Source organism: uncultured Reyranella sp., assembly GCF_945957355.1.
In the GTDB taxonomy this organism is placed as follows: domain Bacteria; phylum Pseudomonadota; class Alphaproteobacteria; order Reyranellales; family Reyranellaceae; genus Reyranella.
The window spans coordinates 295,631-315,923 of record NZ_CAMFKM010000003.1 but is presented as its reverse complement, the minus strand read 5'-3'; the positions used below and the strand labels follow the sequence as shown (position 1 = coordinate 315,923).

Genomic DNA, 20,293 nt, shown 5'->3' with positions numbered 1-20,293 from the left:
TGAAACTCCTACGCCGCCCTGGCCCTACGATGGGTGTGGGAAATATCCGACTTATTCACTCGGATATATAGGTCCTGCCATGCGGCAATCAAGCGTTCGATATCGGCCGCCTCGGTATTCCATCCGAGACTGATCCGGATCGCGCAGGCCGCTTCCGCCGCCGGTACGCCCATCGCTTCGAGCACCGGAGACCGCTGCACCTTGCCGGACGAGCAGGCGGCGCCCGCACTGATGCAGACGCCGGCAAGATCGAGCGCCATGACCTGCGTTTCAGCCGGCACGCCGGGCATCGATATGCACGTGGTATTGCCAATCCTCGACGCCCTTGCACCGAAAACATTTGCCCCTGCCGCAATCTGGACAAGGGCAAGTTCGAGCCGGTCACGAAATCCCGATACGTCCAGGCCCGAGGCCGCCTCACTGGCAGCGGCGCCGAAGCCGGCAATGCCGGAGACATTCTCGGTCCCGGCACGGCGATTGGACTCCTGTCCTCCGCCCCGGCGATCCGTCGAGAATGGCGCACCGTTCCGAACCACCAGAGCCCCGACACCGGTCGGGCCACCCAGCTTGTGGGCGGACAGACTCAGGTAGTCGACGCCGAGGCCCCGGAAATCGACCGGCACCTTCCCCGCTCCCTGGACGGCATCGCAATGCACCAGCGCACCGGCCGCTTGCGCCAGGCGCACGATTTCGGCGAGCGGCTGCAGTACACCGGTTTCGTTGTTCGCCAGCATCACCGACACCAGCGCCGGCTCGGCCGGCGCCGCGAGCGCGCGCTCCAGTGCGGCGAGATCGAGAACACCGTCACCATCGACAGGCAGGATTTCCGCCTGCGGCACGGCTTGGCGAACGCTGTCATGTTCGATGGCCGACACCAGCACCCGCCGCCGCCCGGTACCCGCCAGGGCCAGGTTGTTGGCCTCGGTACCGCCCGACGTAAAAATCGTCTCCGTGGCGCGGGCCCCCACAAGCGACGCCACCTCCCGGCGCGCCCTGTCGACGATCGCCCGCGCCTTGCGGCCGGCCGTATGGACCGACGAGGGATTGCCGCCCGCGCGCAGCGCTTCCACCATGGCATCGAACGCCGCCGGCCTCAGGGGGCTAGTGGCGTTGTGGTCCAGGTAAGCGAGAGCGGACATCGGACTTTCGAAACCAACTGGCGAAACTAGCTGGCGGCGGCCAACGAGGATTCGGTGTTCGCCGCCGACGGCGCCTCGATGAACCGCGACGCGAGCTTGCGCTCCAGCACGTCGAGCAGGGTCACCGAGCTCAGGAAGAGGTGGATCTGGTTGCCGAGTTCCTCCCACAGGTCGTGCGTCAGGCACTTGCTGCGGTCGGCCCGGCAGCCGGTCGCGCCCATCTCGGTGCAGCGCGTGGCGCTGATCGGCTCGTCCACCGCCAGGATGATTTCCGACACCCTGGTGTCCGCCGAGCCCCTGGCCAGGCGATAGCCGCCGCCGGGACCACGGACGCTCTTCACGAGACCGGCGCGCCGCAGACGGGCGAAAAGCTGCTCGAGATATGAAAGGGAAATTTCCTGACGGGTGGCGATATCCGACAGGCTGACCGGCTTCGCCTGGGCGTGTCTGGCCAGATCAACCATCGCCATGACGGCGTAACGTCCCTTGGTGCTGAGCTTCACAGCATCCTCCTCACGGCCGGAATCGGCCGGTCTTCGCTATGGAAACGCCTAAAGTTCTTGAAAACCAAGGCGTTGCTACGATATGCCAGCGCCCCAGACAGGGGTTCTGGGAAAAAACCAACTGCGTCGCTCGGACTTAGTAAATCCCAGTGAGTTGGTCAAGTATCGAGAATCCCCATATGCCACTGTCAGATCAGTTACGACCGGAGGGTCGATCAGGGTGAAAAACCGGAGTCTCGATGCCTGACGTGATGTTCACCGGCCCCGAAGGTCGCCTTGAGGGTCGCTATCACCAGAGCAAGGAAGAACGCGCGCCGATCGCGCTGATCCTGCATCCGCACCCGCAATATGGCGGGACGATGAACCACAAGGTCGTGTTCTCGCTGTTCCACGTCTTCGTGAATCGCGGCTTCTCGGTGCTGCGCTTCAATACGCGCGGCGTCGGCCGCAGCCAGGGGCGCTTCGACAACGGCATGGGCGAACTGTCCGACGCTGCCGCGGCCCTCGACTGGCTGCAGGGCATGAATGCCGACGCCAAGTCGTGCTGGATCGCCGGCTACTCGTTCGGCGCCTGGATCGGCATGCAGCTCCTGATGCGCCGGCCCGAGATCGACTGCTTCGTCTCGGTGGCGCCGCCCGCCAATTCCTATGACTTCGCCTTCCTCGCCCCCTGCCCGTCTTCCGGCCTGATCGTCGGCGCGGAGAAGGACGAGGTCGTGCCGCAGGCCGACATCCAGAAGCTGGTGGCGCGCCTGTCGCTCCAGAAGGGCATCACGGTCGAGTCGCGCACCATCAAGGGCGCCAACCACTTCTTCCACGACTCGCTCGACAAGCTCGCGGTCGATGTCGACAAGTACGTCGCCAAGAGCCTGCTCAATCCGCCGGGTCGTGCGACGAGCAACAAGGAGCCCTGATCAGGGGCTGCTGATCAAGGTTGGCTGAGCCGGCCGCCCGTCATCGGATGCGGCACGCCGGTGGTCCCGGGAAACGTCAGCGGCAGGCCGCGCAGGGAACGCACCGCCAGGAATGCGAAGGCCTGCGCTTCCAGCGCATCGCCGTCCCATCCCAGATCCTCTGCCGTCACCACCTTGGCCGCCGTCTCCTCGGCGATGGCACGCAGCAGTGTCGGATTGCGCGCACCGCCGCCGCAGATCACCCATCGTGACACCGGCGCCGGAAAGTGCTTCGCCGCCAGCGCGATGGCGCGGGCCGTGCCGCGCGTCAGCGTCGCGGCGCCGTCGGCAACGCTCAGCCCTTCGGCCCAGGCATCGTTGAAGTCGCCGCGATCGAGAGACTTGGGCGGCGCCTTCGCGAAGAAGCGGTGCTCCGCGAAGCGTTCCACCCTGGCGCGATCGACCTTGCCGGCCGCCGCCAGCGTACCGTCCTTGTCGTAGCGTTGCCCGGCCCGGCGCGCGCACCAGTCGTCGATTGGTCCGTTGCCCGGGCCCGTGTCGAAGGCCAGCAGCGACCCGTCGGCGCCGATCCAGGTGACGTTGCCGACGCCGCCGATGTTCACGACGGCGAGCGGCCGAGTCAGGTCGGCCGCGAGGGCCGCGTGATATACAGGGACCAGCGGCGCGCCCTGCCCGCCCGCCGTCACGTCGGCCGTGCGCAGGTCGTTTATGACCCGCACGCCCAGCGCCCGCGCGAGCGCGGCGCCGTCGCCGATCTGCCAGGTGAAGTGGCGGTCGGGCTGATGCGTGATGGTCTGGCCATGGAAGCCCACGAGATCGATAGTGTCGGGCGCGATGCCCGTCCTTTGGGCCCAGGCGCGAACGGCCGCCACATGCATCTCGGTGACGACCCGTTCGGCGGCTCGCGTCGCTTCGGTCTCCGCCGTGGCGCCGAACGCCGCACGGATAGTGCGGCGGTCCTCGTCCGGATAAGGCACGGTCAGGGTCGGCCCGAACGCGGCCACGCGCTCGCCATCGGTCTCGATCAGCGCCACGTCGACACCATCGACCGAGGTGCCGCTCATCAGGCCAAGGGCCCGCAGGAAGGATGAAGCCATGGGGGGAATGTGTTACACCCCCGGCGCCTTCAGGGACAATCAGCCACGCAACGGACCGAGCGGAAGATGTCGGGTTTCAAGTCGGATTTCATGCGTATCGTGCACGAGCGCGGCATGGTGCATCAGTGCAGCGACACAGCCCGTCTCGACGAGCTGCTCTCGAGCGGCGTCCGCACGGCCTATATCGGTTTCGACTGCACCGCCGATTCGCTGCATGTAGGCCACCTGTTGCAGATCATGCTGCTGCGCTGGTGGCAGAAGAGCGGCCACAAGCCGATCGCGCTGATGGGCGGCGGCACGACCAAGGTCGGAGACCCGTCGGGCCGCGACGAGACGCGCCAACTCCTGACCACGGCGCAGATCGACGCCAACATGGCGAGCATCAAGAGAAGCTTCGCCAACTACCTCACCTTCGGCGAGGGCGCGACCGATGCGGTCATGGCCAACAACGCCGAGTGGCTCGATGGCCTCCTCTACATCCCGCTGCTGCGCGACGTGGGCCGGCACTTCTCGGTCAATCGCATGCTCACCATGGACTCGGTGAAGCTGCGTCTCGAGCGAGACCAGCCGCTGTCGTTCCTCGAATTCAACTACATGATCCTGCAGTCCTACGATTTCGTGGAGCTGAACAAGCGCCACAACTGCATCGTGCAGCTGGGCGGTTCGGACCAGTGGGGCAACATCGTCATGGGCGCCGATCTCGGCCGGCGCATGCAGGGCGCCGAACTCTTCGCCCTCACCTCACCCCTGCTGGCGACGGCGTCGGGCGCCAAGATGGGCAAGACCGCGGCCGGCGCCGTATGGCTCAATCCCGAGCGGCTCTCGCCCTACGATTTCTGGCAATACTGGCGTAACACCGAGGACGCCGACGTCGGCCGCTTCCTGAAGCTGTTCACAGACCTGCCGCTGTCGGAGGTGGCGCGCCTCGAAGCGTTGCAGGGCCAGGAGATCAACGAGGCCAAGAAGATCCTGGCGACCGAAGTCACCACGCTGGCACACGGCCGCGAGGCTGCCGAGAGTGCGGCCGAAACGGCGCGCCGCACCTTCGAGGAAGGCACCAAGGCCGACACGCTGCCCACGGTCGAAGTGCCGCTGGCCAAGCTCAAGGCGGGCATCGCGGCGTTCGAACTGATGCACGAAGCCGGCCTCGCCGACAGCCGGAACGAGGCACGCAAGCTGATCAAGGGCGGCGGCGGGCGCCTGAACGACAAGTCGATCGCCAGCGATACGGTGGTCGTCGGCGAAGGCGATCTCGATTCGGAAGGAACGCTGAAGCTCTCGGCGGGCCGCAAGCGCCACGTGCTGGTGCGCGCCGTCTAGCCTTCGTCAGGGCGCGCGCTGCCCATCCGATGATCCGGCCGGCGGCGGGGCGGCGGGGGCACCGCCCGTGCTGGCGGGCGGGCTGAACAGATCGCGTAGGGCGCCCGGCGCCATCGCCGACATCATGTTCACGTCGGTCTTGAGGTCGTCGAACGGACCATGCAGCTGATAGGAGACGGCGAACATGCCGCCGTCCTTGCCGCCGGTCAGCAGCGGCCCGAGAAGCGGCACGTTCGACAGAATATTGTTCAGCGCGAAGGCCGGCACGACGATGCCGTTGAGCCGCGCCGTATCGTTGCCCAGGTCGATGACACCCTGGGTGGTCAGCCCGATGGATTGACCGCTCGTCCGCCCGTTACGGACCTGGATCAGATCTCCCGTCTTGACCAGATTGGCGCTCAGGCTGTCGAACTGCTGCAGCGCATTCCCGGCGCTGTTCAAGCCGTCAATCGCGGAATTCAGCGTGCCGATGTCGCGACGGGCATTCACGCGCTGGAGCCGGAAGGGCCCCATCTTCAGCGTGCCTTCGAGCGGCGGGTCGGCCCAGGTATCGTTGAACTTCCCTTCGATGTGCAGGTAGCCGTTGACCAGTCCGTCGATCCAGCCCGCCTCCGTCAGCAGCTGGCCGAAATCGGCGACGTAGAAGAACAGCGTGCGGCCCTGCCCGGCCGGCGTCACCCGGAAGGTCGAGCCCTTGCCGCCGCCCATGGTGAGATCCGCCGAGGCCACGCGGTCGCCTCTCATCTCCAGGCGACCGTTGAGGTATCCGAGGGATCCCCGCTTCACGATCACGTTCTGCAACTGGATCGTCGCGCGCGTGCTCTGCCTCGATGTCGACGCCGCACCCTTCGGCTCGCGGGCCGCCGCCTCGTTGCGCGCGTGCAGCATGTCTCGAACGCGTTGCAGTTCGAGCGCCCGCCCCTTCACCGCAATCTCGACACCACCTGCCGTCCGCTGCCAGTCGACGGCCACGTCGGTCTGGTCCAGCCTGACCTGCGGCACGTTGATCTGCTGCACGCTGCCATCGGCTCCGAAGCGCACCTGACCCTTGGTCTGGAGACTCCCGCCCCGGGCATCGAAGTCGGCCGTCGTGATCTTGCCGCCCGCGGCGAGCTTCAACGTCATGGTGGCAACCGCGTCCGTGCCGGCCTCCTTGCTCCAGGCCAGGGGCGCCACCGACAGCTTGGCAGCCTTCATGTCGAAGCGGCCGCCGACCTCGCCCGTCCCGTTCGTCGCGACCTGATAGTTCAGGGTCGTGCCGATGGGGCCGACGACATAGGGTTCGACCGAAGGGAAGCCGGCCTTTTCGACGAGGGCCGCAGGCACCGTGCCCTTGACGTCGTAGCGCCGGCGGAACGGAGCCTTGGCCGCAAACATCTCGCGCCAGGTGACGTCGACCGTGCTGCCATCGAGCTTGCCTTGTCCGACCACACTCAGCTCGGAATTGCCATACTTCACACGCGCCGTGGCGTCCGTGAGATCGACATTGCCCAGTACGTTCTTCAGCGAGAAGGACGTGAGCTGGGCATCGGCTCCGACGTCGATCTCGGCGACCGTCAGGGCATCGATCAGCGGGAAGCTCAGCGACACGTCGACCGCCACTCGACCACCCAGCCGACGATGGTCGTAGAGCGTCTCCTTGGGCAGGCCGAGCTGCGGCCGCGCCAGGAAACGCATGACATCCTGCGCCGAACCGGTGATGGGCAGCCGGATCGCCGCCAGCTGCCCCTCCGGCTTGTCGAGTCCCGTCAGGTCGATCGTGCCGTCGGCCACCGTCAGGTTGACCGCGCCGCCGCGGGCAATATCGAAGTGCAGGCTCCCGCTCTCGTAGCGGGCCTTACCCGAGACGTCCTGCATTTCGGGCATGTGCGGCATGTAGCGCACGGTCAGGCCGCCGTAGTCGAGGAAGGCCACCATGCTGTCCATCCTGATGTCCGCGATGTGGTCGACGGGCGCGGTCGCCGTGAATTCGGCGGCCACGTCGACGGTCCCGGCAGTGATGTTGGCGATCGCCCACTTGCGGCCGCCTGCCGCGAATTCAAGGGGCCAGTAGTCTGCGAGCTTGTCGGCCGGGATCTGCCTGACCTCGGCGCGGCCGACGAAGTGGCGGGTATCGGACACGCGGTGGCCGGTGCCGGTTACGGCCACCCGCGCCGCTCCGAAATCAAAGTCGACCCGCTCGATCTTCGAGGTACGCGCGACGTTGTCGATGCTGAAACGCGCATCCATCGAGCGCACCGGGTGCGCCACCGGCAGAATGCCCGGCAGGGTCACGCTGCCGTTGGCGCCATTGATGTCGACGGCGACGGTATTGACCTCGCCCGTGCCCGTACCCTCGATCTGCAGGCGCCCCGAGAGGGCGAGGTCGACGCCGCGCAGGATGGCCAGATCAGGCGAAAGGTCGGCGAAGATCCAGGGCCTGAAGCCCGACACCTTGGCCTCGAGCGAAATGCGGCTGCGGTCGCGCGTATAGACGCCGGCCAAGGAGAGGTCGACGGGGTCGCCATGGCTGGCGAACCGGGCGTTGGCCGTGATGAAGACTCCCGCCGCGTCGCGCCGGAGTTCCGCGCCGGCGTCCGGCGCGTTCCAGCTGAGACCCGACTTCAGATCCCTGATCGTGACATTGGCTCGTTCGACCACCACCGAATCGAGCTGGCCGATCAGCGACTTGTAGTTGGGCTCCGCCAGAAGCTGGTCGACCAGGATCGCAATCGCCTCCCCCTGCGCGCCACCTTCGCGCGACGTGAAGATGCGCTGGAAGGTCCCGCCCTCCCGGGCGACATCGGCCTCGATGACGGGCCGGATGATGGAGATCGAGGTCGGCAGGAGCATGCCCTGGATGACCGACCGCGGTTCGAAGGTCAGAGCCGCCTCGGGCGCGGTCGCGATGACCTGACCCTGTCCGTTCGTGAACCGAAGGCCGGTGAAGGCCAGGCGGATCGGCCTGCTGATGCCGCTCCATTCGAAATATATCCGGTCGAAGTCGGGATGGATGTCGTTGTCCGGCGCGTCGATCAACCGGGCGATGCGCGGCTTCATGAAGTCGAGGTCGACGGGACCCGCCATCAGCCGCAGCGCCGCCACGACGACCAGCGCGGTTGCGGCAAGCACCAGACCAACCGTAACACGCAGAACTACCCGGCAGGTCCGCTTGACCAAACTCAACTCTTCCGTTTCTTGACGATGACGACACGCTTGGGCAAGCGTGTCACTGCAAATGAGAATTTACCCGTCGACACATTGAATGTCTTGGCTTTCGACTGCCCGCCTTCCACGTCCGCACGATCCGGAGCGGCTCGCCGTGGCGTGGACCCGCTGGGAAGAGCGGGCCGCGCGGCCTGACGATCCCGCGGCCGCCGCGCTGCTCGACGCTCTGTTCGGCAACAGTCCCTACCTGACGGAGACCGCGCTACAGAGCCCGGATTTTATGACCGATCTATGGCGTCGTGGGCCGGATGCCGCCGCTGCGGACCTGATGTCCGACCTCGCCGCGGCCCGAAGCGACGCCGGTGCGGGCGCGACACCGGCCGAGACCGCCTCCCGGCTCCGCCGCCTGAAGCGCCGGGTGGCGCTAGCCGTTGCCGTCGCCGACATCGCCGGCGCCTGGCCGCTCGATCGCATCACCGGCCAGCTGAGCGACTTCGCCTCGGGTTGCCTCTGCGCCCTTACCGACTCGATCCTTCTCCAGCTCGAGCGCGACGGTCAGCTCTCCCTCGGCGGAAAGCCCGAGGCCGCGGCCTTCACGGTGCTGGGCATGGGCAAGCTCGGGGCCGGAGAGCTGAACTACTCCAGCGACATCGACCTGATCCTCTTCTACGACCGCAATGCACCCGCGCTGGCCGGAAACGAGCAACTGTCGCGCCACTTCGTGCGTGCGGCACGGCTGCTGGTCCAGCTCATGTCGGAGACCTCGGCGGAGGGCTACATCTTCCGCACCGACCTCCGGCTGCGTCCCGACCCCGGCTCAACTCCGCTGGCCATGTCGGTCCAGGCGGCCGAACTCTACTATGAGAGCGTCGGCCAGAACTGGGAACGTGCCGCCATGATCAAGGCGCATCCCGTGGCCGGCAACGAAGCCGTGGGCGCCGCCTTCCTCGCCGACATGACGCCCTACATCTGGCGCAAGCATCTAGACTTCGCGGCGATCCACGACATTCATTCGATCAAGCGGCAGATCGATGCCCATCGCGGTGGCGGCACGGTGAAGGTTCTGGGCCACAACGTGAAGCTCGGCCGCGGCGGCATCCGCGAAATCGAGTTCTTCGCCCAGACCCAGCAGCTCATCTTCGGGGGACGCAACCCCTCCCTCAGGCTGCGCGCCACCTGCGAGACGTTGCGCGCGCTCGCGGCCGCCGGCCACATCACGGCCCGGGCGGCGGACGAACTGATCGGGGCCTACGGGTTCCTGCGCCGTGTCGAGCATCGCCTGCAGATGATCGACGACCGGCAGACCCATTCGATCCCGGCCGACGAAGCCGGTGTCGCCGCTGTCGCGACCTTCCTGGGCTACGAGACTTCGATGGACTTCCAGGAGGCGCTGCTGGCGACGTTGCGCCTTGTCGAAAGCCACTATGCCAACCTTTTCGAGGAGGCGCCGAGCCTCGCGGGCCCCGGGGGCAACCTGGTCTTCACGGGGACCGACGACGACCCGGGCACACTGGAGACCCTGAAGTCGCTCGGCTTCCGCGACCCCTCGGCCGCCGCTGGCATCGTTCGGCGCTGGCACCACGGCCGCTACCGGTCGACGGCGACGGCCCGCGCCCGCGAACTGCTCACCGAACTGATGCCGGGCCTGCTGAAGGAGCTGGGGGGCACGGCCGCACCCGACCAGGCCCTACTGAACTTCGACCTGTTCCTCGGCAACCTGCCGGCCGGCGTGCAACTCTTCTCTCTGTTCAAGGCCAACCCGGCCCTGCTCGAGCTTCTGGCGACGATCATGGGCAGCGCACCGGGCCTCGCCGCCCATCTCGCACGCCGCACCCTCCTGCTCGACTCGGTGCTTTCACCCGACTTCTATCGTCCCCTTCCACCGGTCGAGGACATGACGGCGGACCTCTCCGCGACGCTCGCCCGCGTCGACCACGAACAGGACATCCTCGACCTGGCGCGCCGCTGGACCAACGATCGCCGCTTTCAGGTGGGTGTCCAGCAGCTCAAGCGCATCGTGAAGCCGGCCGAGGCGGGCCTTGCCTATTCGGATATAGCCTCCGCCACCATCTCCGCCTTGTGCGATCGCGTCGAACGGCGCTTCGCCGAGACCCACGGCGGCTTCCACGGGCAACGACTGGCGGTGCTGGGCCTCGGCAAGCTTGGCAGCCGCGAGATGTCGGCCACCTCCGACCTCGATCTGATCTTCGTCTACGACATACCGGATGGCATGGAGGCGTCGGACGGCCCCAAGCCGCTGTCGCCGATCCACTACTACACCCGCCTCAGCCAGAAGATGGTGACGGCGCTGACCGCCCACACCAACGAGGGCGCGCTCTACGAGGTCGACATGCGGCTGCGTCCGTCCGGCCGCTCGGGTCCGCTCGCCAACTCGCTGGAAGGGTTCGAGACCTATCATGCGCGGTCGTCGTGGACGTGGGAGCACATGGCGCTGACGCGTATGCGCGTGATCCACGGCCCGCAGGCCCTGGTCGATCGGCTGACCACCATCGTGCGTGCAACGCTCTGCCGTACCCGCGACCCCGAGACGCTGGTTCGCGATGTGGCCGACATGCGCGACCGCATCGCCCAGCACGCACCGCCGAAGAGCCCGTGGGATTTCAAGCACCTGCCGGGCGGCCTGTTCGACATCGACTTCGTGGCGCAGTACCTCGCGCTTCGCCACGCCTGCGCCCATCCCGACATCCTCGACCCTCATCCGGCGGAGATGCTGCGGCGCATGGCGGCCACGGACCTGATCGCACCCGCGGATGCCGACACCCTATGCACCACGCGTACGCTTCTCTCGGACGTCCAGAGCCTGCTGCGCCTCACCCTCAACGGCGACGAGGCCGCGTTCGACGAGAGCCGGGCGCCCGAAGGCCAGCAGCGCCTGATCGCCGCCACCGAGGGAGCCGCCGATCTCGCGGGCCTGCGGGCCCGGATCGAGGCCGAATCGAAGATCGTGCGTGCTATATACGAACGCATCGTGGAGGCGCCGGCCCTGGCGGCCGGCTGGCAACCGAGGAGCAGGAAATGAGCGTCGTCGAAGGCAAGAAGGCCCCGGATTTCACCGCAGCGACCGATGGCGGCGGCAAGCTCAAGCTGTCGGAACTGCGCGGCAAGCCGGTGGTGCTCTATTTCTACCCCAAGGACGACACGCCGGGCTGCACGACCGAGGCCTGCGGCTTCCGCGACGGGGCCGCTGCCTTCAAGAAGCTGAAGGCCCAGGTGGTCGGCGTCTCGAAGGACAGCGTCGCCCGCCACGACAAATTCAAGGCGAAGTACGAGCTCAACTTCCCCCTCGTCTCGGACGAGGATGGAAAGGTCTGCGAAAAATACGGGACCTGGATCGAGAAGAGCCTCTACGGCCGCAAATACATGGGCATCGACCGCGCCACCTTCCTGATCGACGGCGAAGGCGTCGTCCGCAGGATCTGGCGCAAAGTCAAGGTCGCGGGCCACGTCGACGAGGTCCAGGAAGCGCTCAAGGCGCTTTAGCCAGCCCCCGCAGGGCACGGATCGTCTCGCGCAGTCCGAGGTGCAGGACCTTGTCGCGGCGGATCACGATCGCGAGCTTGCGGTAGAGACGCGGCGATAGCGGCCGCATGACGAGGTTTGTGCGGTCGCCCGCCTCCCGGACGGCAACCGCCGGCAGGATGGCGCACCCCAGGCCCGCTTCCACGAGCCGCTTGATCGCCTCGACGCTGCCCAGCGCCATCTTGGGCTTGAGCTCCACACCACCCTGGAAGAACCACTGATCGGCCACCAGCCGCGTGTGCCCGCCGGGCTCGAACATGATCACCGGCAGACGCGCCATGACCGCCGGACTGATCCGCCGCGGCAGTTTCACGCCATCGCGGGCGGTCACCGCCACGAACTCGTCGTCGAGCAAGGGCGTCACCTCCAGGCCACGGCCAGCCGCCGGCAAGGTCACCAGTCCGATGTCGAGCGCATTGTCCTGGACGCCTTTCACGATGTCCGGCGTGTTGCCGGTGGCGATGGTGATCTCCAGCTCCGGCAGGCGCCGGCGCAGCGCGCGCAGCAGCGGCGGCAGGCGGAAGATCGCAGCCGTGGCGCCGGTGCCGAGACGCACGCGCCCGACCTCGCCACTCCCGAACCGCGCCAGCGCTTCGAGCAGCGACGCCACGGCGCCGTCGATCCGGGCCGCGTGGTCCAGCAGTTCGCTGCCCGCCGCGGTCGGCATCGCGCGGCGCCCCATCCGTTCCAGCAGCCGCACGCCCAGCCGCTTCTCGAGCTGGCCGATCTGCTGGCTGATCGCCGGCTGCGTCAGGTTGAGATGCGATGCCGCGGCCGAAAAGGAACCCAGCCGCACGACCTCGGTGAAGGCATTGACGTGATCGAGGTTCAGGCCGCGCATCCCAAACTCCTGCTTATGCTTTTCATAACAAACAGAGATTTTCCTTATGCGCCTGTCGCCCGCAGATTGCACCCATGTCGCGTCGCAGCGGATTGGGAGAGGTCCTCATGGAGATCGGTCGGTACATCGGCGGTTCACCCTGGTCGCGCATCCGCCAGCGCGAGGCCCTGCGCAACCTGGACGACCGGCTGCTTTCGGACATCGGCCTGTCGCGCGAACAGATACTTTCGGAAGGAACGATGATGAGGACGGCCGTCGAGATTCGGGACGCCCGCGAAGGCGACATGCGCTTCGTGCAGGAGATCTACGCCCACCATGTGCTGCACGGGTTGGCGAGTTTCGAGGAGGAAGCGCCCGGCGTCGTCGAAATGATCGACCGGCGCGAAAATGTGCTGAAGCTCGGCCTGCCCTATCTGGTTGCCGAGATGGACGGGCGCATCGTGGGTTACAGCTACGCCTCGCTTTACCGCCCCCGCCCGGCCTACCGGCACACGATCGAGGACTCGGTCTATGTCCGCGACGGCTTCGCGGGCAACGGCATCGGCCGCGAGCTGCTGTCGACCCTGATCAGGCGTTGCGAGGGAGGCTCCTGGCGCCAGATGCTGGCCGTCATCGGCGACAGCGCCAATGCCGGGTCGATCGGCCTGCACGGCAGCCAGGGCTTCCGCCAGATCGGCAAGCTCGATGCCGTCGGCTTCAAGTTCGGGCGCTGGGTGGATTCGATCCTGATGCAGCGGCCCCTCGGGAAGGGCGCCATGGCCCTTCCCTGAGATCCGGATAAAGCTACTTCCCGGCCGGCGACCAGCCGTAGATCTTCTGCAGTGATCCGCCCATCAGGACCTCGCGGTCGCTGTCGGACAGACGGTCGGTCACACGGAAGGCGTCGACGCCCTCCTTGTAGGTGAGCAGCGCCACCGCGCGGGTCCAGTCGGTCCCCCACATGCAGCGATCGAGCGTGAAGGCGTCGAAGATGCGCCCCAGCGGGTCCCAGATGTCCTTGTAGGGGAACTTCTCGTGGCTGAGCGTGCAGGCACCGGTGATCTTCACGACGACGTTGGGGTGCTGCGCCAGCGCCAGCAGCTGCGGCAGCTCGCGCCACGGCTCCTTCGGCGCCGGCGGCGCCATCGGCTGTTCGAGGCCGAGATGATCGATCACCAGGGTGGTGTTCGGGTTGCGCCTGGCCAGCTCGGCCACCTGCGGCAGGCGCCCGCGCGCCATCAGGTTGACCGGCAGGTCGTGTTTGGCCGCGGCCGCCAGCACGCGGTTGATGCCGGGATCGGCCGCATCGGTCGAGATCTCCGGCGTGAACATGATGCGGATGGCGACCGTGCCGTCCATCGCCGCCCAGTCCGCGATCGTGCCCTCGACCTTGGGATCGTTGGCGTTGACCGGCTTGATGACGCCGAACCGGCCGGGATGCGCCTTCTGGACGCCGACGGCATAGCTCTCGTCCCAGCGGTACATCGTGTAAACCGAGACCAGGAGCGCGCCGTCGACGCCGACGGAGTCCATGGCCTTGATCATGTCCTCGGCGGTGACCTCAGGCGGGCCCGCCAGCACGGCCGTCCACGGGCGGCCCGGGTGATTGCGCTCGTAGCAGTGAACCTGGGCGTCGATCGTCGGCATGCGCTTCTCCCGTGGTGAGTTGGCCGACGGTACCGTTGCCCCTGCAATTGTCATCGAAATTCGCGGACACCGCCCACCATGCGGTACGACTGCCATCCCTATGCACTGGGCAAATCCCAGGAGAGTTGTCATCTCGAACGAAGTGATGGACCTTTCGTTTCCATGACCGTCGAAGCAGTGCGCGCGTTCCTCGCCCAAAACGCACCGGACCTGGAAGTCCTGGAACTGGAGGCCAGCACCGCCACCGTCGAGATGGCGGCGCGGGGCCACGGGGTGGCGCCGGCACAGATCGCAAAGACGCTGTCGCTGCGCGTCAGGGACCGCACGTTGCTGATTGTGACCTGCGGCGACGCGCGCCTGAACAATCGCAAGATCAAGGACGTGCTGGGCGGCAAGCCGCGCATGCTGAGCGCCGACGAGGTCGTGTCCCTCACCGGTCATCCGGTGGGCGGGGTCTGCCCTTTCGGCCTGGCAACGCCGCTCCCGGTCTACTGCGACATCTCGCTGAAGACATTCGGGGAAGTCCTGCCCGCCGCCGGCTCGACCAACTCCGCCGTGCGCATCGCGCCGGAGCGCATGGCCACCCTCGTGAATGCCGAGTGGATCGACGTCTGCGAAAGGCCGGAGCCGACATGAGAGTCTTCAGCGCGATCGCGGTGCAGGGCGTGGTCGAGGAACTCGCGCCCACGTTCGAGAGAGTGCATGGCTGCACGCTCGACTTCACCTGGGCAACCGCGCCGCTGCTCCAGAAGCGGCTGCAGGCTGGCGACAAGGCCGATGCGCTGATCCTCAATCGCGCGGTCACCGACATCCTGCTTGCTTCGGGTGAGATCGCCTCCGGCTCCGACGTCGTGATCGCCAGCTCCGCCACCGCCATCGCCGTCAAGACGGGTGCGCCCAGGCCCGACATTTCCACGCCGGAAGCGTTGAAGCGCGCCCTGCTGGAGGCGAAGGCGATCTCCTACACCGACCCCGCCGCCGGCGGCGCGAGCGGTATCTACTTCGCGAAGCTGCTGGAGAGGATGGGAATAGCCGCAGAGATCAACGCCAAGACGAAGTTCCCGCCGCCCTCGGGCTATTCGGGCATGTTCCTGCCGACCGGCGAGGTCGACCTTGCGATCCAGCAGGTCCCGGAACTGCTGCACGTCCCCGGCATCGAGATCGTCGGGCCCCTGCCCGGCGACCTGCACATGGTCACGGTGTTCGTGGCCGGCATTCCCGCCGACAGCATGCAGCCCGCTCTGGCGAAGGCCCTGATCGACCATCTTCGCACGCCGCACGCCACGGCGCTCTTCCGCGCCAGCGGACTCGAACCGGGCTAGGCCTTCGCGACTCTCTGTTCTTCCAGCCGGTCGGTGGCCGGCGGCGGCGTGCGCGAGAGATCGGCAATCTCGGCGCGCAGCTCCGGGGTCATTTCGATGTTCACCGAGGCGAGCGAGTCCTTGAGCTGGTCGAGATTGCGCGCGCCGATGATGGGCGCGGTGATGGCAGGATGCGCGCCGACCCAGGCGATGGCCGCGCTGACCGGATGCAGGCCCTTCTGCCTGCAAAGCGCGACGTACTTCTCCGCGGTCTCGAACGCCCACTCTTCGCCGTAGCGCGCCTCGTACATCTTGTTGGACTTCAGACGTCCCGTGGCTTCGCCGGAATACTTGCCCGACAGCAGGCCGGCGGCCGCCGGACTGTAGGGAATGACACCGATCCCGTTGGCCGCCGCCATCGGCAGCAGCTCGACCTCGGCCTGGCGCTTCACCAGATTGTACATCGGCTGGATGACCTGCAGCCGTGCCCAGTTGTTGCGCTCCTGGATATCGACTGCCCGCTGGGTCTGCCACGCCGACCAGTTGCTGACCGCGGGATAGATCACCTTGCCGGAGCGGACCAGGTCCTCGAGGCCGCGCATCATCTCGTCGATCGGCGTCACCGGATCGAAGCGATGGAGGAACAGCACGTCGATGCGGTCGGTCTGCAGCCGGCGCAGGCTGGCCTCGACGGCCTGCACGACATGGCGCCGGTTGGCGCCGCCCGCATTTACGTCGGGAGCGGTCTTGTTGAAGCACTTGGTGGTCAGTACCAGCTCGTCGCGATGCTCCTTCGCCAGCCGGCCGAGGATCTCCTCGGACCTGCCTTTGTTGTACTCGTTGGCCGTGTCGAAGAAGTTGATGCCGGCGTCGCGCACCGCCTTGTACATCGAAGCAGACGTGGCCTCGTCGGCATCGCCGCCGAAGGACATGGTGCCGAAGCAGAGTTGCGATACGTGGATGCCGGTACGGCCGAGGAGCTTGGTTTTCATGACCGACTTCTACCACGCCAGGAGACGGCACTGCAGCCGCCATGGAAAACCGCTGGGCTTCGCTTTATGAGAGGCTCGAAGAATTCGAGCAGGACGGGTCGTGGCGAGAAAGACAATCACGAAGAAGCCCAACGCAGCGGCGCCGCGGCGCAGGAAGGCCGACCGTCCCAACCTGTCCGAACGCATCCTCGATGTCGCCGAGGAACTGTTCGGGAGGGTCGGCTATGGCGGTGCGACCACGCGCGCCATCGCCAGCCGCGCGCGCGTGAACGTCGGCCAGCTCCACTACTATTTCGAGTCCAAGCGTGCGATCTTCGAGGCGGTGGTGGCGCGGCACGGCAAGGAAGTGACCGAGCGACGGCGTCAGCTCCTGCAGGAGGCACAAGCCCGCCATCCCCGCGGTATCGTCCCGCTCGAAGTGCTGGTCGATGCCCTGGTCCGCCCGCTGTTGATGGCCGAGCCGCGGGCCGGCGGACGGCGAACCTCGATGCAGATGCACGCGCGCCTCTTCACCGATCCCGACGACACCGCCAGCATGGTGCGCGCCGACATCTACGACGAGACCAACGCGCTGTACGTCGATGCCATCCGGCGCGCCCTGCCGAAGATCCCGGCGAAGACCCTTTACTGGCGCTATTATTTCATGATGGGCGCCTACGTCTGGACGCTACTACAGCCCGGCCGCCTCGAGGCGATCTCCCAGGGAAGCTGCGATCCCGCGGACATGGAAGCCGCCATCCGCGAGATCGTGCCCTTCGTCTGCGCCGGCCTCGCCGCCCCGGCCGGGCGTTAGGAAGCCTTCACACGGCTCTTCAGGCGGCAGCGGCATTTGTCGAACTGGTGGAGCTCCACCATGTTGCCGCACGGATCGTTGAGGAAGAGCTGCTCGGCGTCGGGCCCGGTTGCGCCTTTCAGCGACCAGTAGTCCGCGCCGAGCCGGTCGAGTTCGGCCTTGGTCTCGGCGATGTTCTCGACGGCCAGCGCCACGTGCGGCGACGTCGGATCCCTGCCCGGTCCCTGGGCGAAGCGCGAGGGCACGTCACCGCCGATCAGGTGGATCTGGCCGACGTCACCGATGTTGATCCACATGCCGGGAATGCCCGGGATCTCAGGCCGCCCCGTATCATGCTCAAGGCCAAGCACACCGGTGTAGAAGTTCTTGAGGTCTTCGATCGTCTTGTCGCCGGCGTCGATGCGCACGCCGTGGTGGTGAATCTCGAGCACCTTGATGGCCATCTTCTGCTCCTCCCGCGAGCTGCTCCGTTGACGCGAAGTATCGTGATCGCCTGTCACATGGTCAATCGACCAACAAATTAGGTCACTTGACCTGCACCCGCGACACAAGCATCGTTGCAACAAGAACAAGCGCCAAGGCGCCGGGAGGAATTCGATATGCGGACCAAGCGGGCCGCCGACTGGGCACGGTCGGCGACGTTGCCCAACACGCCGGTTTCGTTCACCGGCGTCACCTACGCCCAGATGCTCGACCGCGCCCGCGCCCTCGTGCCGGCGATTGCCGCACGGGCCGAGGAATGCGAAAAGCTGCGCCGCCTGCCCGAGGATACCGAACGCGACCTGCACCGCACCGGCCTGTTCCGCATGGTCCAGCCGGCACGGGTCGGCGGTGCCGACCTGGACGTCGGCATCCTGGTCGACGCCTGCGCGGAGATCGCACGCGTCTGCCCGTCGACCGCGTGGAACCTCGGCAATCTCGCCAGCCATCACTGGATGCTGGGCTACTTCCATCCCGACGCGCAGGACGAGTTGTGGGATGGCTCGCCCGACGTGCTGATCGCCACCTCGCTCATCTTCCCGGCCGGCCGTGGCCGCAAGGTCGAGGGCGGCTACGAGGTCTCGGGGCGCTGGCCGCTCTCCTCCGGCGTCGACAGTTCCGACTGGAACATGCTGGGCTTCATGGTGCGCGAGCGCGACGACGGCCCGCCCGTCGACCAGCGCTTTGCCCTCGTCCATCGCTCGCAGTACGAGATCATCGACACCTGGCATGCGGTGGGCCTGTCCGGCACCGGCTCGAACGACGTCGAGATCAGGAACCTCTTCGTGCCGGACGTGCGCACGATCTCTGCCTGGACGATGAACGGCAAGCCGCACGCCGGATCGACCGTCAATCCCTCGCCCCTGTTCCGCCTGCCCATGCTGGCGCTCGGCCCCTATGTCCTGTCGGGCGTGATGCTGGGCTGCGCTCGGGGCGCCTACGAGACAGTGGTGGGCGCAGCCCGGACGCGCAACGCGACGACGACAGGGCAACCGTTCGGTGCGAGCCAGGCCGTGCAGATCAAGGTCGCGGAGGCGAGTGTCCGCATCGACACGGCCGAGGGGCTGATGCGCCGTGCCTGCGAGCATGCGATGGCGGTGGCCCGCTCAGGCAGTGACGCCGCCCACGAAGACAAGCTGCGCTACCGGCGCGACGCCTTCTTCTCGGCCCGGCTCTGCCTCGAGGCGGTCGACATACTGATGGGCATCGCCGGATCGAGCGGACTCTACCTCGGCGGCTCGATGCAGCGCCTGTTCCGCGATGCGCACGCAGCCAATGCGCATGTGATGTTCTCGACCGACGTCCAGGGTGCATTGTTCGGACAACACGCACTCGGCATGGCCGGGCCACCGCCGCTGCTCTGACGCATCAGCGGCCATAAAGAAGCTCAACGTGTGGGAGGAAGAAGAATGTCAGTGTCATCGTTCATTGCAAGGTTGGCCGGCGCGACGGCTCTGGTCGGACTCTCGGCCTTCGCCGTCCAGGCGCAGACTTCGGGCGAGCCGGTCAAGATCGGCGCCATCGTTTCCGCCACCGGCGCCGGCGCCGGCCTCGGCGTGCCGGAGCGCAACGGCCTGCTGCTGGCCGAGAAGGACATTAATGCCAAGGGTGGCATCAAGGGCCGGCCGATCAAGATCATCGTCGAGGACGACGCGTCCAACCCCGACACCGCGCTCAGCAAGGCCAACGACCTGATCTTCGGCCAGAAGGTCCAGGCGCTGCTCGGCCCCTCCCTCACGGCCAGCACGGTGGCGGTCGGTGGCGTGACGCACGCCAACAAGATTCCGCAGATTGCCTTCACCGGCATCGGCCCGGCGGTCGAGCGCGACCGCAAGTGCGTGGCGCATGTCCTGCCGCCGCAACGCCTCAATGCAACCGCGCTGCTCGAATATGCCAAGAGCATCAAGGCGACCAAGGTCGGCGTGCTGCATGACGCCGGCTACGGCAACGTCGTGATGGCCGAATTGAAGCCGCTCGCCGACAAGTACGGCGTGAAGCTGGTCGCGGTCGAGAAGTTCGAGATCGGCGCCACGGACACGACAACCCAGGCGGCCAAGGTCAAGGCCTCCCAGCCCGACGCGGTGTTCATCATCGCCACCTCGGCCACGCCGTTCCGCAACGTCAAGCAGATCCAGATCGCCCAGCCGGTGATCGCCGCCATCGGCTCCTCGTCCTACGAGTACGTCAACGCGATGGGACCGGCCGCCGACAACATCGTGATCCCCGAATTCGTGGTCGGCGAGGATCCGCTGCCGCACCAGAAGGCGTTCGTCGAACTCTACCGGCAGACCTACAATTCGACGCCGAAGAACTACGAGGCGGCGGCCTGGGATGCCGCCCACATCATCGCCGCGGCCCTCAACAAGGCCGGCGCCGATGCCACCGGCGAGAAGCTGTGCGACGCGATGAAGGCGCCCTACAGCGGCGTATTGGCCAACTACGACTTCTCGGCCGACGACATGACCGGCATTCCGATCTCGAGCTTCGTCTTCTCGAAGCTGGTCGGCGGCAAGTACACGCGCACGCCGTTCCGCGTCGCGCAGTAACGGATCGACAGCGGCGCAGGCCTCCTCGGCGGATTCCTGCGCCGCGCCTTGTTT

At 66.8% G+C, this 20,293-nt stretch carries 18 protein-coding genes; 10 read left to right on the top strand and 8 right to left on the bottom strand.

From position 1 onward, the window contains the following. Positions 1 to 8: 8 nt before the first annotated feature. Both Q0Q48_RS07180 and Q0Q48_RS07175 read right to left on the bottom strand, forming a co-directional pair. Positions 9 to 1,139, bottom strand: a complete 1,131-nt coding sequence (locus Q0Q48_RS07180) for a cysteine desulfurase family protein (RefSeq protein WP_295136053.1) — start codon at positions 1,137 to 1,139, stop codon at positions 9 to 11. A 26-nt stretch (positions 1,140 to 1,165) separates the two neighbouring features. Further along, the gene (locus Q0Q48_RS07175; protein WP_295136051.1) at positions 1,166 to 1,642 is read right to left on the bottom strand and encodes an Rrf2 family transcriptional regulator; all 477 of its coding nucleotides are present in this window, start codon (positions 1,640 to 1,642) and stop codon (positions 1,166 to 1,168) included. Between the two features lie 239 nt (positions 1,643 to 1,881). Between Q0Q48_RS07175 and Q0Q48_RS07170 the strand changes: the two genes are divergently transcribed. Next, positions 1,882 to 2,556, top strand: a complete 675-nt coding sequence (locus tag Q0Q48_RS07170) for an alpha/beta hydrolase (RefSeq protein WP_068193634.1) — start codon at positions 1,882 to 1,884, stop codon at positions 2,554 to 2,556. Positions 2,557 to 2,570: 14 nt separating this feature from the next. Here Q0Q48_RS07170 and Q0Q48_RS07165 read toward each other — a convergent pair whose 3' ends face one another. Continuing rightward, on the bottom strand, positions 2,571 to 3,653 hold the full coding sequence (locus Q0Q48_RS07165) for an anhydro-N-acetylmuramic acid kinase (protein ID WP_295136048.1): 1,083 nt from the start codon (positions 3,651 to 3,653) through the stop codon (positions 2,571 to 2,573). Positions 3,654 to 3,719: 66 nt separating this feature from the next. Here Q0Q48_RS07165 and tyrS point away from each other — a divergent pair, with 66 nt between their 5' ends. Beyond that, positions 3,720 to 4,973, top strand: coding sequence for a tyrosine--tRNA ligase (tyrS, locus tag Q0Q48_RS07160; RefSeq protein ID WP_295136046.1), 1,254 nt, complete (start codon positions 3,720 to 3,722; stop codon positions 4,971 to 4,973). Between the two features lie 6 nt (positions 4,974 to 4,979). Here tyrS and Q0Q48_RS07155 read toward each other — a convergent pair whose 3' ends face one another. Next, on the bottom strand, positions 4,980 to 8,084 hold the full coding sequence (locus Q0Q48_RS07155; protein WP_295136044.1) for an AsmA-like C-terminal domain-containing protein: 3,105 nt from the start codon (positions 8,082 to 8,084) through the stop codon (positions 4,980 to 4,982). A gap of 133 nt (positions 8,085 to 8,217) precedes the next feature. Between Q0Q48_RS07155 and Q0Q48_RS07150 the strand changes: the two genes are divergently transcribed. Further along, entirely contained in the window at positions 8,218 to 11,160 is a 2,943-nt protein-coding gene (locus Q0Q48_RS07150) for a bifunctional [glutamine synthetase] adenylyltransferase/[glutamine synthetase]-adenylyl-L-tyrosine phosphorylase (RefSeq protein WP_295136042.1), read from the top strand. Further along, the gene (bcp, locus tag Q0Q48_RS07145; RefSeq protein ID WP_295136040.1) at positions 11,157 to 11,621 is read left to right on the top strand and encodes a thioredoxin-dependent thiol peroxidase; all 465 of its coding nucleotides are present in this window, start codon (positions 11,157 to 11,159) and stop codon (positions 11,619 to 11,621) included. The genes Q0Q48_RS07150 and bcp overlap by 4 nt, the downstream gene beginning before the upstream one ends. Here bcp and Q0Q48_RS07140 read toward each other — a convergent pair. Continuing rightward, positions 11,608 to 12,501 carry a LysR family transcriptional regulator gene (locus Q0Q48_RS07140; RefSeq protein ID WP_295136038.1) on the bottom strand — a complete coding sequence of 298 codons (894 nt, stop codon included), beginning with the start codon at positions 12,499 to 12,501 and terminating at the stop codon, positions 11,608 to 11,610. The genes bcp and Q0Q48_RS07140 overlap by 14 nt on opposite strands. Before the next feature lie 74 nt (positions 12,502 to 12,575). Between Q0Q48_RS07140 and Q0Q48_RS07135 the strand changes: the two genes are divergently transcribed. After that, positions 12,576 to 13,271 carry a GNAT family N-acetyltransferase gene (locus tag Q0Q48_RS07135; protein WP_295136036.1) on the top strand — a complete coding sequence of 232 codons (696 nt, stop codon included), beginning with the start codon at positions 12,576 to 12,578 and terminating at the stop codon, positions 13,269 to 13,271. 13 nt (positions 13,272 to 13,284) lie between these two features. Here the strand turns inward: Q0Q48_RS07135 and Q0Q48_RS07130 are convergent, their stop codons facing one another. Further along, positions 13,285 to 14,127 (bottom strand): amidohydrolase family protein, encoded by an 843-nt coding sequence (locus Q0Q48_RS07130; RefSeq protein ID WP_295136034.1) that lies wholly within the window; start codon positions 14,125 to 14,127, stop codon positions 13,285 to 13,287. Positions 14,128 to 14,289: 162 nt separating this feature from the next. On the opposite strand from Q0Q48_RS07130, the gene Q0Q48_RS07125 reads away from it, so the two are divergent. Together Q0Q48_RS07125 and Q0Q48_RS07120 are read left to right on the top strand one after the other, a co-directional pair. Further along, positions 14,290 to 14,763 carry a YbaK/EbsC family protein gene (locus tag Q0Q48_RS07125; protein WP_295136032.1) on the top strand — a complete coding sequence of 158 codons (474 nt, stop codon included), beginning with the start codon at positions 14,290 to 14,292 and terminating at the stop codon, positions 14,761 to 14,763. Further along, positions 14,760 to 15,449, top strand: coding sequence for a substrate-binding domain-containing protein (locus Q0Q48_RS07120; protein WP_295136030.1), 690 nt, complete (start codon positions 14,760 to 14,762; stop codon positions 15,447 to 15,449). Before Q0Q48_RS07125 ends, Q0Q48_RS07120 begins: the two co-directional genes overlap by 4 nt. Here Q0Q48_RS07120 and Q0Q48_RS07115 read toward each other — a convergent pair. Next, a complete protein-coding gene (locus Q0Q48_RS07115; protein ID WP_295136028.1) occupies positions 15,446 to 16,420 on the bottom strand; it encodes an aldo/keto reductase in 975 nt (324 codons plus the stop codon). The two genes, Q0Q48_RS07120 and Q0Q48_RS07115, sit on opposite strands and share 4 nt — an antisense overlap. A gap of 100 nt (positions 16,421 to 16,520) precedes the next feature. Between Q0Q48_RS07115 and Q0Q48_RS07110 the strand changes: the two genes are divergently transcribed. Beyond that, positions 16,521 to 17,213 (top strand): TetR/AcrR family transcriptional regulator, encoded by a 693-nt coding sequence (locus Q0Q48_RS07110; RefSeq protein WP_295136026.1) that lies wholly within the window; start codon positions 16,521 to 16,523, stop codon positions 17,211 to 17,213. Here Q0Q48_RS07110 and Q0Q48_RS07105 read toward each other — a convergent pair. Continuing rightward, the gene (locus Q0Q48_RS07105; protein ID WP_295136024.1) at positions 17,210 to 17,656 is read right to left on the bottom strand and encodes a VOC family protein; all 447 of its coding nucleotides are present in this window, start codon (positions 17,654 to 17,656) and stop codon (positions 17,210 to 17,212) included. The two genes, Q0Q48_RS07110 and Q0Q48_RS07105, sit on opposite strands and share 4 nt — an antisense overlap. A 156-nt stretch (positions 17,657 to 17,812) precedes the next feature. On the opposite strand from Q0Q48_RS07105, the gene Q0Q48_RS07100 reads away from it, so the two are divergent. Continuing rightward, positions 17,813 to 19,057, top strand: a complete 1,245-nt coding sequence (locus Q0Q48_RS07100) for an acyl-CoA dehydrogenase family protein (RefSeq protein WP_295136023.1) — start codon at positions 17,813 to 17,815, stop codon at positions 19,055 to 19,057. Positions 19,058 to 19,102: 45 nt separating this feature from the next. Next, positions 19,103 to 20,239 (top strand): ABC transporter substrate-binding protein, encoded by a 1,137-nt coding sequence (locus Q0Q48_RS07095; RefSeq protein WP_295136022.1) that lies wholly within the window; start codon positions 19,103 to 19,105, stop codon positions 20,237 to 20,239. Positions 20,240 to 20,293 lie beyond the last annotated feature (54 nt).

Bases quoted from the DNA above. Each gene is read 5' to 3' on its own strand.
- Q0Q48_RS07140 (WP_295136038.1), bottom strand. From the start codon at position 12,501: ATGCGCGGCCTGAACCTCGATCACGTCAATGCCTTCACCGAGGTCGTG.
- bcp (WP_295136040.1), top strand. From the start codon at position 11,157: ATGAGCGTCGTCGAAGGCAAGAAGGCCCCGGATTTCACCGCAGCGACC.
- Q0Q48_RS07095 (WP_295136022.1), top strand. From the start codon at position 19,103: ATGTCAGTGTCATCGTTCATTGCAAGGTTGGCCGGCGCGACGGCTCTG.
- Q0Q48_RS07115 (WP_295136028.1), bottom strand. From the start codon at position 16,420: ATGAAAACCAAGCTCCTCGGCCGTACCGGCATCCACGTATCGCAACTC.
- Q0Q48_RS07165 (WP_295136048.1), bottom strand. From the start codon at position 3,653: ATGGCTTCATCCTTCCTGCGGGCCCTTGGCCTGATGAGCGGCACCTCG.
- tyrS (WP_295136046.1), top strand. From the start codon at position 3,720: ATGTCGGGTTTCAAGTCGGATTTCATGCGTATCGTGCACGAGCGCGGC.
- Q0Q48_RS07135 (WP_295136036.1), top strand. From the start codon at position 12,576: ATGTCGCGTCGCAGCGGATTGGGAGAGGTCCTCATGGAGATCGGTCGG.
- Q0Q48_RS07120 (WP_295136030.1), top strand. From the start codon at position 14,760: ATGAGAGTCTTCAGCGCGATCGCGGTGCAGGGCGTGGTCGAGGAACTC.
- Q0Q48_RS07180 (WP_295136053.1), bottom strand. From the start codon at position 1,139: ATGTCCGCTCTCGCTTACCTGGACCACAACGCCACTAGCCCCCTGAGG.
- Q0Q48_RS07150 (WP_295136042.1), top strand. From the start codon at position 8,218: ATGTCTTGGCTTTCGACTGCCCGCCTTCCACGTCCGCACGATCCGGAG.
- Q0Q48_RS07105 (WP_295136024.1), bottom strand. From the start codon at position 17,656: ATGGCCATCAAGGTGCTCGAGATTCACCACCACGGCGTGCGCATCGAC.
- Q0Q48_RS07130 (WP_295136034.1), bottom strand. From the start codon at position 14,127: ATGCCGACGATCGACGCCCAGGTTCACTGCTACGAGCGCAATCACCCG.
- Q0Q48_RS07100 (WP_295136023.1), top strand. From the start codon at position 17,813: ATGCGGACCAAGCGGGCCGCCGACTGGGCACGGTCGGCGACGTTGCCC.
- Q0Q48_RS07125 (WP_295136032.1), top strand. From the start codon at position 14,290: ATGACCGTCGAAGCAGTGCGCGCGTTCCTCGCCCAAAACGCACCGGAC.
- Q0Q48_RS07170 (WP_068193634.1), top strand. From the start codon at position 1,882: ATGCCTGACGTGATGTTCACCGGCCCCGAAGGTCGCCTTGAGGGTCGC.